This is a genomic window from Pseudomonas sp. SGAir0191 (assembly GCF_002812565.2).
GTDB lineage: Bacteria > Pseudomonadota > Gammaproteobacteria > Pseudomonadales > Pseudomonadaceae > Aquipseudomonas > Aquipseudomonas parafulva_B.
Genome location: NZ_CP025035.2, coordinates 1,924,535 through 1,937,528 on the forward strand (window position 1 = coordinate 1,924,535; position 12,994 = coordinate 1,937,528).

Annotated in this window: 14 protein-coding genes; 4 read left to right on the forward strand and 10 right to left on the reverse strand. The window is 63.0% G+C overall.

What is annotated here, in order from left to right:
- Window positions 1-85 precede the first annotated feature (85 nt).
- Window positions 86-637 carry a DUF4174 domain-containing protein gene (locus CWR53_RS08735; RefSeq protein ID WP_100851262.1) on the forward strand — a complete coding sequence of 184 codons (552 nt, stop codon included), beginning with the start codon at window positions 86-88 and terminating at the stop codon, window positions 635-637.
- A 68-nt stretch (window positions 638-705) separates the two neighbouring features.
- On the opposite strand, the gene CWR53_RS08740 is transcribed toward CWR53_RS08735, so the two are convergent.
- From CWR53_RS08740 to CWR53_RS08750, 3 genes are all read right to left on the reverse strand, one after another.
- Window positions 706-2,043 (reverse strand): MFS transporter, encoded by a 1,338-nt coding sequence (locus tag CWR53_RS08740; RefSeq protein ID WP_100851263.1) that lies wholly within the window; start codon window positions 2,041-2,043, stop codon window positions 706-708.
- Window positions 2,044-2,200: 157 nt separating this feature from the next.
- Window positions 2,201-3,766, reverse strand: coding sequence for a sensor domain-containing diguanylate cyclase (locus tag CWR53_RS08745; RefSeq protein ID WP_058603861.1), 1,566 nt, complete (start codon window positions 3,764-3,766; stop codon window positions 2,201-2,203).
- 74 nt (window positions 3,767-3,840) lie between these two features.
- Window positions 3,841-4,320 carry a hypothetical protein gene (locus CWR53_RS08750; protein WP_058603862.1) on the reverse strand — a complete coding sequence of 160 codons (480 nt, stop codon included), beginning with the start codon at window positions 4,318-4,320 and terminating at the stop codon, window positions 3,841-3,843.
- A 129-nt stretch (window positions 4,321-4,449) separates the two neighbouring features.
- Here CWR53_RS08750 and CWR53_RS08755 point away from each other — a divergent pair, with 129 nt between their 5' ends.
- Both CWR53_RS08755 and CWR53_RS08760 read left to right on the forward strand, forming a co-directional pair.
- Complete coding sequence (locus CWR53_RS08755; protein WP_100851264.1) at window positions 4,450-4,947, forward strand: GNAT family N-acetyltransferase; 498 nt, start codon at window positions 4,450-4,452, stop codon at window positions 4,945-4,947.
- Between the two features lie 122 nt (window positions 4,948-5,069).
- Window positions 5,070-5,390, forward strand: coding sequence for a hypothetical protein (locus CWR53_RS08760; protein ID WP_058603864.1), 321 nt, complete (start codon window positions 5,070-5,072; stop codon window positions 5,388-5,390).
- A gap of 105 nt (window positions 5,391-5,495) precedes the next feature.
- Here the strand turns inward: CWR53_RS08760 and CWR53_RS08765 are convergent, their stop codons facing one another.
- From CWR53_RS08765 to lpxO, 6 genes are all read right to left on the reverse strand, one after another.
- Entirely contained in the window at window positions 5,496-6,275 is a 780-nt protein-coding gene (locus CWR53_RS08765; RefSeq protein ID WP_100852608.1) for an ABC transporter ATP-binding protein, read from the reverse strand.
- Between the two features lie 5 nt (window positions 6,276-6,280).
- Window positions 6,281-7,297 (reverse strand): iron ABC transporter permease, encoded by a 1,017-nt coding sequence (locus CWR53_RS08770; RefSeq protein ID WP_078478765.1) that lies wholly within the window; start codon window positions 7,295-7,297, stop codon window positions 6,281-6,283.
- On the reverse strand, window positions 7,294-8,304 hold the full coding sequence (locus tag CWR53_RS08775; RefSeq protein ID WP_100851265.1) for an ABC transporter substrate-binding protein: 1,011 nt from the start codon (window positions 8,302-8,304) through the stop codon (window positions 7,294-7,296). The genes CWR53_RS08770 and CWR53_RS08775 overlap by 4 nt, the downstream gene beginning before the upstream one ends.
- Window positions 8,305-8,451: 147 nt before the next feature.
- On the reverse strand, window positions 8,452-9,618 hold the full coding sequence (locus CWR53_RS08780; protein WP_100852609.1) for a DUF1624 domain-containing protein: 1,167 nt from the start codon (window positions 9,616-9,618) through the stop codon (window positions 8,452-8,454).
- Window positions 9,619-9,758: 140 nt separating this feature from the next.
- On the reverse strand, window positions 9,759-10,328 hold the full coding sequence (locus CWR53_RS08785) for a GNAT family N-acetyltransferase (RefSeq protein ID WP_100851266.1): 570 nt from the start codon (window positions 10,326-10,328) through the stop codon (window positions 9,759-9,761).
- An 8-nt stretch (window positions 10,329-10,336) separates the two neighbouring features.
- Window positions 10,337-11,236 carry a lipid A hydroxylase LpxO gene (gene lpxO, locus CWR53_RS08790; RefSeq protein ID WP_023536108.1) on the reverse strand — a complete coding sequence of 300 codons (900 nt, stop codon included), beginning with the start codon at window positions 11,234-11,236 and terminating at the stop codon, window positions 10,337-10,339.
- Window positions 11,237-11,393: 157 nt separating this feature from the next.
- Here lpxO and thpR point away from each other — a divergent pair, with 157 nt between their 5' ends.
- Entirely contained in the window at window positions 11,394-11,975 is a 582-nt protein-coding gene (thpR, locus tag CWR53_RS08795; protein WP_100851267.1) for an RNA 2',3'-cyclic phosphodiesterase, read from the forward strand.
- On the opposite strand, the gene CWR53_RS08800 is transcribed toward thpR, so the two are convergent.
- Window positions 11,964-12,869: an AraC family transcriptional regulator gene (locus tag CWR53_RS08800; protein ID WP_058603869.1), complete on the reverse strand. Its 906-nt coding sequence runs from the start codon at window positions 12,867-12,869 to the stop codon at window positions 11,964-11,966. The genes thpR and CWR53_RS08800 overlap by 12 nt on opposite strands.
- Window positions 12,870-12,994: the final 125 nt, after the last annotated feature.

Here is a 12,994-nt window from a genome sequence, read left to right on the forward strand (position 1 = left end):
CCGGGTGGGTTGGTTTAGGCTCCTGCGTCGGACCTTTCTCCAAGGTTTGTAGTCTTTGTTTGATCGAGAGAAAAAGGAGATGCGCATGCTCGTCCGGTCACTGACCCTCGCCACCCTGCTCGCCGCCGTGAGCCCGGCCTTTGCGGCTGACAGCAATGGGCCACTGGCCCAGGAGCTGGGCAAGGCAAGGCCATTGGTCATCATCGCACCCAGCAGTGCCGACCCCACCCTCAGGGCTGTGACCAAGGCCATGGAGGATCCGGCTACGCAGGCCGCCTTCAAGGAACGTAACGTGGTGCTGTACAGCGTCGCCCAGATGATGGGCAAACAGGGCGACAAGAACCTCGAGCAGCAGACCACCATGGCACTGATCCGCGAGCTCAAGCTCGGTGCGAGCAAGGGCACCAAGGTCATCCTCGTTGGCAAGGACGGTGAGCGGCACATGCTCAAGGACGATGACACAGGGGAGGTCCTCGATCCCCAAGCCATCATCAAAGCGGTGGACGACCTACCTGCGAGCGAAAAAGCGATCAAGGCATCCGAGCCGGTCGCGGCCGCGGTGCAGGAAAAGACCAGGGATGCAAAACCGGCCAAGCCCTCCAAGCCCAGTGCACCGCCCAAGCCCCTGGAAGATTGAGCGTTTTGTCGAGCAAGCGCCTGCGAGAGGCAGGCGCCATGTAGGGCTGCCGGTGCAGCCCTCACGGGTCAGGCGGTGGGCTGCCCGGCGCTCCCAGTCGCAACGAGGGTAGGGTCATCGTGCAGCGATACCCGCGAAGTTTCCGGCAATGCCAGACCGCCTACTAGCGCTATCAAGGCAATGACGACCAGGTAGAAAGCTGGCGCCAGACTGCTGCCTGTCTGCCCGATCAGCCAGGTGGCGACCAGTGGGGCGGTGCCGCCGAACAGGGTGTAGGCGACGTTGTAGGTGATGGCCGATGCGGTATAGCGGGTACGTGTAGGGAAGCTTTCCGATAGCAGGGCCGCTGTTACCACGCCGCTCGACAACGCTCCCACCGCCAGCAGTACCACACCTAGCAGCGCGCCGAGCATCGACCCCGAGCTGGCCAGCCAGTAGGCCGGGAACACGCACAGCATCACCCACAAGCAGGTAAAGCCAATGGTTTTGCGCCGCCCGATGCGATCCGACACAGCGCCGGCAATCGGGCAACCAGCGGCGGCGAACAGCAGCGCAACAGTGGTCACCAGCAATGACTGGGCGCGAGTCAGGTTGCCCACCAATTGCAGGTAGGTGGCAAAGTAGGTGGTGAACATATAGAACGACAGTGCGGTGAGGGAAATGAACGCGCCCAGGTTGCGTATCGCTCCTCCATGATGGCGCAGGGTTTGCTTAAGGGGCGAATGCTCATGTTCCTTGCCTTGCGCCAGTGCTTCACGGAAGGCTGGCGTTTCTTCCATGCGCCAGCGCAGGTACAAACCCACCAGGCCCAAGGGTGCGGCGATCAGAAACGGTACACGCCAGCCCCAGGCGGCCATGGCCTCTGTGCTCAGGCTCGCTTCCAGGCCGTAGGCGATCACGGCAGCGCAGGCAAAGGCCGAGAACGTCGAGACCGGCACGAAGCTGCCATAGAACGCGCGCTTGTCGTTTGGTGCATGCTCCATCAGGTAAGCGCATGCCCCCGCATATTCACCTCCGGCCGAGAAACCCTGCAGGCAGCGTGCGAGCGTCAACAGCACGGGGGCTGCCAACCCGATGCTGGCATAGGTTGGGAGCAGGCCGATAAGGGTGGTGGAGCCTGCCATCAGCAAGATTGTCAGCGACAGGATGCGCTTGCGTCCCAGGCGGTCTCCCAGCGCGCCGAACACGATGCCACCCAGTGGGCGCAGGGCGAATGCCACGGCGAACACGGCGAAGGTCTTGAGCAGGGCGACGCTCGGGTCACCACTGGCGAAGAATTGGCTGGCGATGAGGGTTGCAAGAAAGCCGTAGACGGCGAAATCGAACCATTCGACAAAGTTGCCGATGGCCGAAGCGGCGATCACCCTGCGCAGGGTGGCAGGGGATACCTCGTGAGGTGCGGACATGCGGGTGCTCTCCGATTTTCCATTGGCAGCCATGACGAGCGTGGTGCGGTCGAGCCGCGCCATCAGTTGTTGTGGTTGTCAGTAGAGCGGCCCCGCTTATGGGTTGCTTTGTCGAGGACGACCTTCGGATGCCAGAAACGACCGCGGCGATGGGGGCCTAGGCCACGACAACGCGATTGCGCCCACCCTGCTTGGCCAGATACAGCGCTCTGTCCGCCGCGGCCAACGTGCCAGCCACCTCGTCTGTACCTTCCCACTGCGCCACCCCAAGCGATACGGTCAGGGCGCCCACCGGAGCTATCGGGGTGTCCTCGATGATCGCGCGCAGGCGCTCGGCCACACTGGCTGCCACAGCCAGGTCTGCGCCAGGCAAGAGCATCAGAAACTCCTCGCCGCCAGTACGGCAAAGCAAGTCGCCTTCCCGACAACAGCGGCGCATCGAATGGGCCAGTTGTCGTAGCACGGCATCGCCTGTGTCGTGCCCGTGGCTGTCGTTGATCCGTTTGAAATGATCCACGTCCATGACGATGGCTGAAAAACGCCGGCCTTCAGCCTCCAACAACGACAGGCTGAATTCCAGCCCGCGGCGATTGACCAGCCCTGTCAGGGGGTCGGTCTGGGCTTCGCGGTTCAGCCGGCCAATGCGTTCGTGTAGCAAATTCAGGCCGAACAACAACGCTCGCTTGAGCTCAGCTGCCTCGAAATACCACGCACGCACCCGGTGCAAATCTTCGGCCGTGTTGGCGCTGTCCATCCTCCTTGCACTGGCGGCGAGCTGCCAGAGCGGCCGAGCGATGACCAATGCCAGCCACCAGAGCAACAGGCTGCCGACCAGCGCCAGTGGCACCGATGTACCTATCACGTTGAGGACCAGGGTATTGAGCGGCGCCACGGTGCGTGACAGTGGCTGCTGGGCGACCACGCCCCAACGGGCACTGGGCACGGTGGCGAAGCCTGCTAGCATCTCGACGTTCTGGCTGTTGGTGAGCGCCAGGGTGCCGCTGGGCAGCGTTGGCAACTGGTCGATCAAGGCATTGCCCTGCACGACGGTACCGACACGCTGGTTATCAGGGTGGTACAGCAGGCGTCGTTGGTGGTCGACTACATAGAGGTATGAGCCGTCCTTGTAGAAATGCTCGCCCAGCAAACTGTTGAGGATGTTGCGTTCGCGCAGGTAGAGCGTGCCCCCTACGTAGCCCAGGTAACGGCCTTGCTCGTCGATGATCGGCTGCGAAAGGGTGACCACCAGGTTGTTGGCAGCAGAGACGTACGGGGTAGAGACCAGCGCACGCCGCAGGTGCAGCGCTTCGTCGACCCCCGGGGAGTGCATGCGCCCGCCCACCAGGTGCCGCAGCGGCGCAGGGGAGACGGACAGCAACGTGCCGTCGGCATCGATCACGAAGGTGGAATTGAACGCCATGCTCTGCGCCAGCACGCGGTCTGTTTCAGCCTGCAAGGCCACGGCGTCACTCAGTTGCCGGCCTTGCACACCTGCGCTGAACTGCAATTGCTGCAAGGCGTTCCCGATGAAGGTTTCGGTGATGCTGGCCAGCTTGGTGGCGTACACCCGGTTCGCTTCCAGCGCGTGGTCGATCAGCAACTGGCGCTGGACGCGGTAGCTGGCAAAATAGCTGGCGCACAGCATCACCAGTGCAGTGAGTGCACAGAGCACCAGAATGAGCCTGCGCAGGTCCAGTCGCAATCCATGCTTGGTGTTTGGCAATCCTGACCTCGAAATCATCAGATACGGAGAATGGCAAGCAATCCTCGATAGCCGTCGCGTAGAGCGCGTGACGCTCAGGGGGCGGGGTTTTCCAGAGCCTGGAGTTCTGCCTCCACGTCCTGCATGCGCTGTTCAGCCACCGCCTGTACCTTGGCATCTGCGGCGGTTTGCTGCATCAGTGCCGTGAGTTTTTCGCTCAACCGCTTGCCTTCAGGGGTTTTTTCCAAAGCGCGGGCCTTGGCGGGGTCCTGCAAGGCGCCGACGATACTGGCGAACTCGGCATCGGTAAAATTCTGTTCGCTGTACAGGCGGAACAGGTCTTGGCGCTGGTCGTCGACGGTCAGATGTCGGCGCAGGACCTGTTCGATGCTGGCCTGACTCACGTCCGGGTGCTTGCCTGCAAGGAGCACGGCCATGCGTTGAATGTTGTGGTCATAAGCCTCCTGCAGCGGCAGCTGGGCAACGATCTGTTCTTCACGCGTGGGCTTCTGGTCGCACGCCGTGACCGCGGCGATGAGCGCAAACATGAGCAGCAACTTCGGAGGGCGAGGCATGGCTTGGCCTGAGGTGGGCTGTGGAGTAGGGCAATTATACGGGTGCGCACGCGTCCTGGACGAGCGTTGCATTTGCCTTGCCGAGCTCGCTGCGGTAGAACCAGGCCCTTTCACTGTAACGGTTGCCCCATGCCTGAACTCATCCTGCGCCCCGTGACCCCAGAAACCCGGGAGGAGGTCGTGGCCTTTGTCGAGGCCGCGCGGCGGGACTTGTTTCCGATGCTTGCCAGCGCGCCAAAACCTGCGGACCTTGAACATTTTGATGATGTCTATCTGCAAGGCGCCGGCGCGTTCATCGAAGCACGGGCAGGCGCAGACCTGGTGGGCGTAATCGGCTACCTGCCCTATGACAATCGTTTTGCGCAGTTCGATTACGGTGACCAGCGTGTGGTCGAGGTCGTGCGTCTGTTCGTGTTGCCTGCCTATCGCCGGCACGGCGTTGCGGCGCGCTTGTTCGGGGCCTTGACGGCGCAAGCGGCAAGCGAAGAAATCGACCGTTTTTACCTGCATACCCATCCGTTTCTGCCGGGGGCCGTCAGCTTCTGGGAGCGACAGGGCTTCACCATGCTGCAGGTCGAGGACGACCCGGTCTGGCAGACAACCCACATGGACCTGCGGCTGCGTTAAGCGCTCGGACATGTCCTACATTGACGTGGGCGTGATGGACCACGCGTTCATTTTCTTACAAGGCAGGTGATGATTTGCTTCCTCGTGCACGGACTTTTCACAGCCGCAGAGGGAGAGCGACAATGCCGCACATGGCCCTGTACAAACTGAAACTGCTGGATGAATTCGAAGTTCGCACAGACGGTTGGTCGTTCGACGATTTCCAAAACCGCCTGATGGACATATGGCGTGGCGCCACCCGCCAGGATGCCGCCAGCATCATCAATGCCGCGCACCGAGAGGGCCGATGGCCCAGGACGGTCAGGCAGTACCTGCTCAGTCGCATCAAGGTGGCCGGTCACGTCGAACCGGAACTGGAAGCCACCTTCATCGAACTGTCGGGCTCCCTCACCGGTCAGGAGCGGGCGCAGTGGTGCCGCACGGCGACCGATACGGTTCACTGACCGCTGACATGGGCGCGCGGTGGCTTCGCTGTCGCCGCCCCTATACAACACGCAAGGCCGTCAGCCTACCCGTTGTCCATAATGCGCCGCGTGGCATGGAGGCAGTCACGCGCAGCGAAAACGCAGTACCTGAGCGCCGTCCAGCGGGTCGGTGAGCACGTGCGCGTGAACGCCGAAGGTGCTCAGCAAGCAAGCGGGCGTGAGCACATCCAGCGGTTTGCCCAGTGCCACCAGTCGCCCATTGTTCAACACCGCAACACGGTCGCACGTCAATGCCTGATTGAGGTCATGCAAGGCCACCAGCGTCGTGACCGGCAACCCCTGCACCTGCTGCAACAGGCCGAGTTGATGCTGGATGTCGAGGTGGTTGGTGGGCTCGTCCAGCAACAGTACCGCGGGGCGTTGCGCCAGCGCCCGGGCGATGTGAACGCGCTGGCGCTCGCCACCGGACAACGACCCCCACAGGCGGCTGCGCAAATGCAGCGCATCCACATCAGCCAGGGCGTGCTCGACGATGGCCTTGTCGTCGTCACCGAGCGGCGCCAAGGCCGATAACCATGGGATGCGGCCCAACGCCACGGCGTCGAAGACTCGAATGGCATCGAGCGTGTCAGCATGCTGCTCGACCAGTGCCAGTGCCCTTGCCACCGTTCTGCGAGGCAGGCGCGAGAGCGGCTTGCCCAGAAGTTGCACGGTCCCCGTGGCGGGCTTGCGCAGGCCTGCCAGCACCTTGAGCAGCGACGACTTCCCCGAGCCGTTTGGCCCGACGATGGCCAGGGTCTCACCGGCGTGCACCGTCAGGTCGATCCCGTCGAGCACCGGGCGGCCACCCAGGTGCAGGCTGATGCCCTGGCAATCCAGTGGGCCGAGCTGGATGGGCGCCATGGCGGTCACGCGCGTCCCCTTCGGGCTACCAGGATAACGGCGAACACCGGTGCGCCGATCAGGGCCGTGACCACCCCTACGGGGATGACCTGTCCGGCGATCAACGTCCGCGACAGGATATCCGCGGTGATCAAGAACAGCGCCCCGCCCAGGGCGCTGGCCGGTAGGAGCCGGTTATGACCGGGCCCGAGCAGCAGGCGCAGCGCATGGGGAATGACCAGGCCCACGAAACCGATCGCGCCGACGATGGAGACCATGACGGCGGTGACCAGGGCTGCACAGCTGATCAGTAACAGTTGAGTGCGCCGTACCGGCACTCCCAGGGATGCTGCCGAATCGGCGCCAAAGGTGAACGCATCCAGCGCACGGCGTTGCCACAGGCAAATCAGAAGGCCCAATAGGGCAACCGGCACGGTCAGCCAGACCGAAGGCCAGCGCACGCCACTGAGATTGCCCAGCAGCCAGAACAGGATGCCGCGGGCCTGTTCGGCCGTCGCCGACTTGGTGATCAGAAGCGCCGTCACAGCATTGAACAACTGCGAGCCGGCCACCCCGGCAAGGATGACGTGAGCCCCCGTGCTGCCTGGGCTCGCGGCGCGCGCCAGCAGCAGCACCAGTGCAAAGGCTGCCAAGGCGCCGATGAAGGCCCCAGCAGACATGCTCAGGGTCATGCTGCCCACGCCCAGCAGACCCACCAGCACCGCTCCTGTAGATGCGCCCGCCGACAGGCCCAGCAGATAGGGCTCGGCCAGCGGATTGCGCAGCAGCGCCTGGAGGATCACGCCGCAGGTGGCCAGCCCGGCGCCGCAAGCCGCCGCGACGAGGCTACGGGTCAGCCGGTAGTTCCACACAACGCCAGCATCGATGGGGTCGAGCGGGTAGCCCGCTTGCCAGGCGTGGTTGGCCAGCACCTGGCCGACCAGGCGCAATGACAGAGGGTTTTCACCGATCGCAGTACCCGCCAGCAGCGCACCCCCCAGGGCTACCAATGCGGCGCAGGTCACCGTCAGACGCTTGATCACGGGGCTGCAACGCCAGTGGAAAAGGCTGCCGCTAGCGTCTGCAAGCCGCGGAACAAACGAATGCCCGCCTGCATCGCTTCGGCATCGAGCACGATGATGCGCCCATGCTTGACCGCGTCCATGTGCTGGGTCACAGGGTCATTGCGCAAGAAGTCGAGTTTCTTCTGATAGTCGTCGGCCGGAAAACGACGGCGGTCCATGCGTGCAATGATCAGCCAGGTTGGGTTGGCCTTGGCTAATGTCTCCCAACTCACGGTTGGCCACTCCTCGGTGGAGCTCACCACGTTGCGCACGCCAAGGGCACGCAGCATGAAATCCGCAACGCCCTGGCGACCAGCCACGTACGGGTCGGTGGCCAGGTCAGCGCTGGAGAACCAGAACAGCGCCGAGGTGTTTGACAGGTCCACGCCTGCCAGCTGCGCCTGGGCATTGGCCAAACGGCCCTTGAGTTCGTCATTGAGGGCGGCGCCACGGGCCTGCACATCGAAGACGCTGGCCAATTCACTGACACTCTTGTAAATGCTTTCGACCTGGAAGGCTTGCAGCCGCGTGCCGTCGGCGCCTACCAGGTTGTCCTTGCCTTCGCAATCCGATGGCAGCACATAGGTGGCGATGCCCAACTCATCGAATTGCTCGCGCGTACCCACCGCGCCCTGGTGCCCGACCATCCATTCAAACTGGGCCGTCACCAGTTGCGGGCGCTTGCCCACCACAGCCTCGAAGCTGGGCTCGTTGTCGGCAAGCCGAGGGACCTTGGCGTCTTGCGCCTGGTAATCGGGCAATACGTCATTGAACCACAGCGATGAACCGGCGAGCTGGGCACCCAAGCCCAACGCGTACAGCATTTCGGTGCCCGCCTGACCGATGGTCACCACGCGCTGGGGTGCCTGGGTGAACACCTGGGGTTTACCGCAGTTGTCGATCGTCAGCGGATACGCGGTGGGTGCACCCTGGGCCAGGCCGGCGATGCCAAGGCCAGCGAGCAGGGTGGCGGAATGGGGCAGCATGCAGGACGATCTCCTGTGGGGCAGTTCCCGATGGCTCGCGCAAGACGAACGCGGGATTCCCTATTGATTTGAGGGTGGAAACCGGCGGCACGCATGGTAGACCATCGCGCCGCCGGGTGAAACGCTTTTAGGGCCTGGTTGAGTCGCCTAGAAGTACTTCAGCCACGCCAGATCACGCCGGCGTGCCTTCAGCCGGGCGAACCAGCGTACAGGCGGGTAGAGCATCAGCGGTAGCAGGGCCGACGTGAGCCAAACCGCGGCAATGGTCTGGAAACCAAAGTAGGCCCCCTGGTTGGCCCCCCACACACCTAGTGCGCTCAGATACAGGAGCTTGAGCACGTAAAGGTGCAGCAGATAGAAAAACATCGGGGCTGCGCCAAACATCGCCAGCACTCCGATCCAGCGCGGGTGCCCTGCGCGCTCGAATGCACGCAGCAGCAGCAACCCAACGCCCAGGGTTAACGTCAGGAACACCAGTGACGGCGGGTATTTGGTGATGTTGAAGAAACTCATCAGCGTCTGCGCCAGCGCTGGGTAAACGCTCCAGTGCGCTTCGCCATAGGCGTTGATCGCGCGCAGCGCGACAAAGCCCAACAGTGCGCCGCACCCAGCGTGTAGCAGCCGTCGTTGACGCAGTGCCGGTGTGCACGCGCTGTGCAACCAGGGGCCGAGCCAGTAGCCAACGGCGATGACGCCGACCCAGGGCAGTACCGGGTAGGAGGTGCGCAAGCGCAGTGTGGAACTGACGTCGAGCCAGGTACGGTCGTGAGCGATGGCCCAGGGCACATGCCAGGGGGATGCGGCGTCGAAGTGCACACCGTCAAGCAGGTTGTGCCCGGCGATGAGGGTCAGCCCAACGGCGAGCAGGCCAGCCCGGGGCAGCCATATCAAGGCTGACAGCGCCATCATGCTGATACCGATGGCCCAGATCACTTGCAGGTAGATCACAGTCGGCGGCACCTGGAATGTCCAGGCGAAGTTCACCAGGGTGAATTCCAGCACCACCAGAAAAAGCCCGCGCTTGAACAAAAACATCGAGACTTCGCCCCGACGCTGCCGTTTCTCGCCGTAAAGCCAGGCAGACAGGCCGGTGAGCAGCACGAAGACCGGCGCGCACAGGTGTGCGAGGGTGCGACTGACGAATAACGCAGGCTCGGTGGTTTCCACGGCCATCGGGTCACTGACCTGATGCTGCATGAAAAACGTTTCGCGCACGTGGTCCAGCAGCATGATCAGCATGACGAAACCGCGAAGGGCGTCGATGCTCTGCAAGCGTTGGTGTGAGAGGGGGGGTGCCAAGGATGTAGGGGGCATGGGCATCACGGTTAAAGACGACGGACGAAACGTTATCTTATAACCCGAGCGCTGAGCAAGACTGCCTGTTTTAAACCGTCAGAATCTGGCGTGTACTGGCTCCAGGGCACGGGCATCAGACCCTGGAGCGCCAAGGCTGACTACCGACCCTTGCGACGCGATACACGCGCTTCGATGTTCTTGCGGCCAATGAGCAGCGCAGGCTTGTCCGTGACTGGCTCATCGGCCAGCCATTTATACATGACAAGGCAATCCACCAACCCCAGGTGTGCATGGCGATAAGCCTTGGGCAAGCGGCCGACGGTTTCGAAGCCCAGCTTGTGCCACAAAGCCACTGCCACTTCGTTGCTGGCGACCACCGAGTTGAACTGCAGCGCCAGAAAGCCTTCCTGACGAGCCAGCTTCTGCGAGTGCTCGCACATCAAGCGTGCCACCCCGCGGCCACGTGCCTGCTCGGTCACCATGTAGCCACAATTGCCCACGTGGCTGCCTGGCCCGCCGGCGTTGGCCTTGAGGTAGTAGGAGCCCAGGAGCTCGCCCTGCGCTTCGGCTACCAGTGTGTGCCGGGGCAGCTCGAGCCACATATGGCGGGCCTGCTCAAAGGTCATGTCGGGATCAAGGGCGTAGGTTTCGCGCGCCTGGACCACGCCCTGCAGCGTGGGCCAGAAGCGCTCGAAGTCTTCTGGCGTCATGGGGCGGAGATTGATCATGTGCAGCCTCAGATGTAGATGAACACCAGCACCAGCGCCGCCACCACTGCCCATTTCTCGAGGTAGTAACGCGTGCGGTTCCGCTTCTTCAGCGCCTTGCCGCGTTCGCGGATGCGGTAGATGCGGGTGAACAGGCGGTTGATGGCGCCGGTCTTGTCCCCTGCATCGTTGGGCGCCGCGGCGGCGGCCATGACGTTGCGGCTGAACCAGCGATTGAACGCCGTGGCCCAGCGGTACTTGAGCGGGCGCTCCACATCGCAGAACAGAATGATGCGATTGTGCTCGGTGGTGTTGGCCGCGTAGTGGATGTAGGTTTCGTCGAACACAACGCCCTGGCCATCGCGCCACGAATATTTCTCGCCATCGACGTCGATGTAGCAGCCGTCGTCGTTTGGAGTATCCAGGCCCAAGTGATAGCGGTAGGAGCCAGCATAGGGGTCGCGGTGCCGAACCAGCTTGGCCCCAGGGGGCAGGGTGGCGAACATGGCGGCCTTGACGGTGCCAATGCCTTGGAGCAGTTGCGTGGTGCGCGGGCAAAGGGTCATGGCCGACGGATGACTTTCGCCGTACCACTTCAGATAAAACCGCTTCCAGCCTGTCTTGAAGAACGAGTTGAAGCCCACGTCGTCGTAATTATCGGACTTCTTGATTTCGCCAACCTGGAGTAAGCGCTGGGCTTCTTCACGGATTTCCTGCCAGTGTTCCTGCAGCGGTTGTAGCTCAGGGAAGGCTTCGACCGGCAGGTAAGGTTTGGCCGGATGTTTCGAGAACAAGTAAAGGAAACTGTTGACCGGGGCCAGGAAGCTGGAATGGTCACCCAGCTGGCGGGTCAGCTTGTGACGCACCCGGCCGCGCAGGTGGACGTAGGCGATCGAGAGGACGAATAGCAGAACGAGTGCAATTTTCATGGACGTTTACTTGTCGAAAAATGGCCATGCGCGATGGCATAAGCCCGCCAGCATAAACAATCGTCGCGGCAGTTTGTACCTATTGTTACGAAACTGTCCGCCCGGTTCGGTGTCGCGTTATATCGTCCGCTACCTGGTTTCACCTTCAGGAGATCTTATGGTTCAGGACACTCGCTCCACGGCCAGCCCGTTCAAGCGGCTGTTTTTCGCCCTGCCAGTCAGTGATGCCCAGCGCCGCGATGTCTCCCAGTGGCGACGCAGCCTGGCGCTGCGCAGCGGCAGGCCGGTGCCAGCCGCCAATTTCCATATCACCCTGGCATTCCTGGGCAATGTCGATGCGGCGCAGGTCCCATCGGTGTGCGCTGCCGTCGACCAATTGCTGCTGCCCGACAAGGCGCCACGGCTGGTGCTTGATCGCTTGCAGGTGTGGCACAAGGCCGGTGCCCTGGTGCTTGAGGCGCAGCATACGCCTGCGCCCCTTCTTCAACTGGTCTATGGGCTGCAACAGGCCCTGCTGCCCTTGGGTATCGCCGTTGCAGACCGCACCTTTCGACCCCACTTGACGTTGTCCCGCGACTTTCACGGGCAGCCCCCTGAGGCCAGCACGCCGCCTGAGTTCTTTGTCAGCGCCCGGGAATGTGTACTTTACGAGTCTCGAAAGGGCGCCTATCAGCCATTGGCACGCTGGGCATTGGGGGATGGGGGCGCATTCATTAGCCCACTGGGCTCACACCGGTAGGCTCTGATAGGGCAATTCTTCGCCGGGGCTGCGTTCGAACTGGCGCTTGTACTCGCGGCTGAACTGCGACGTGCTCTGGTAGCCCACCCGATGGGCGACCTGCGCCACGCCCATCCCTTCGCCGATCAGCATCTGCTGTGCCTTGAGCAGCCGCAGGCGCTTGAGGTACTGCATGGGGGCCATATCGGTGCAGCGCTTGAAATGCTCGTGGAAGGTGGAGACGCTCATGTTCGCTCGCCCAGCCAGAGCCTCGACACTCAGTGGCTCGCTGTAGTGTTCGCGCAGGTGGGCCAAGGCGGCGCCGATGCGGGCGAAATGGCCCTGTTGCTCGACCAGCGCTCTGAGTACCCCGGCCTGCGGGCCACGCAGGGCGGCGTACAGCACTTCGCGCACCCGGGCCGGCCCCAGCACCTTGGCGTCCACAGGGTCTTGCAGGCACTCCAGCAACCGCTCGACCCGCTCACGCATGGGCGCATCCAGGGCGGCCGAGGTCATCGACTGGGGCGTCTGAGCCTGTACCGGGCCGTCGGTGGCAAGGCCGCTGCTCTGCACCAGTTCGCTCAGCGTGGCACGGTCGATGGCGACTGCCACGCCCAGCAAGGGCACATCGGGCGTGGCGAAGGTTTCGCACATGAACGGTACCGACAATGCCTGCACCAGGTAATGCCCCGCGCCGTACTCGAGCGTGCGGGGTCCCAGGCGGGCCAGCTTGCTGCCCTGAGCCAGGATCATCAGGCTCGGCTCGTAGATCTGGGGACTGCTGGCCACGTAGTGATCCCAGCTCAGCACTTGTACCTGGGGCAGGTGGGTGGGCACGAACCCTGGGCGAACCGCCAGACGGCGTATGAGTGCGCAAAGCGGGGCATTGGCGTCGACGTGACGGGTCAGTTGCATGGAGCACCGGGGCAGAGAATCGGACAGCATGGATGGACGGATTATGCCCGTCACGCGTTGGCTGCACCAGAAGCTTCGGAGAATCAGGCAAGGCTTCCGGAGAATCTGCGGTGGGCAATGTTCCT

Coding starts and splice junctions, on each gene's coding strand:
- CWR53_RS08775 (WP_100851265.1), bottom strand. CDS start 8,304: ATGCTGCCCCATTCCGCCACCCTGCTCGCTGGCCTTGGCATCGCCGGC.
- CWR53_RS08740 (WP_100851263.1), bottom strand. CDS start 2,043: ATGTCCGCACCTCACGAGGTATCCCCTGCCACCCTGCGCAGGGTGATC.
- CWR53_RS08750 (WP_058603862.1), bottom strand. CDS start 4,320: ATGCCTCGCCCTCCGAAGTTGCTGCTCATGTTTGCGCTCATCGCCGCG.
- CWR53_RS08765 (WP_100852608.1), bottom strand. CDS start 6,275: ATGGCGCCCATCCAGCTCGGCCCACTGGATTGCCAGGGCATCAGCCTG.
- CWR53_RS08755 (WP_100851264.1), top strand. CDS start 4,450: ATGCCTGAACTCATCCTGCGCCCCGTGACCCCAGAAACCCGGGAGGAG.
- CWR53_RS08785 (WP_100851266.1), bottom strand. CDS start 10,328: ATGATCAATCTCCGCCCCATGACGCCAGAAGACTTCGAGCGCTTCTGG.
- CWR53_RS08735 (WP_100851262.1), top strand. CDS start 86: ATGCTCGTCCGGTCACTGACCCTCGCCACCCTGCTCGCCGCCGTGAGC.
- thpR (WP_100851267.1), top strand. CDS start 11,394: ATGGTTCAGGACACTCGCTCCACGGCCAGCCCGTTCAAGCGGCTGTTT.
- CWR53_RS08760 (WP_058603864.1), top strand. CDS start 5,070: ATGCCGCACATGGCCCTGTACAAACTGAAACTGCTGGATGAATTCGAA.
- CWR53_RS08800 (WP_058603869.1), bottom strand. CDS start 12,869: ATGCAACTGACCCGTCACGTCGACGCCAATGCCCCGCTTTGCGCACTC.
- lpxO (WP_023536108.1), bottom strand. CDS start 11,236: ATGAAAATTGCACTCGTTCTGCTATTCGTCCTCTCGATCGCCTACGTC.
- CWR53_RS08780 (WP_100852609.1), bottom strand. CDS start 9,618: ATGCCCCCTACATCCTTGGCACCCCCCCTCTCACACCAACGCTTGCAG.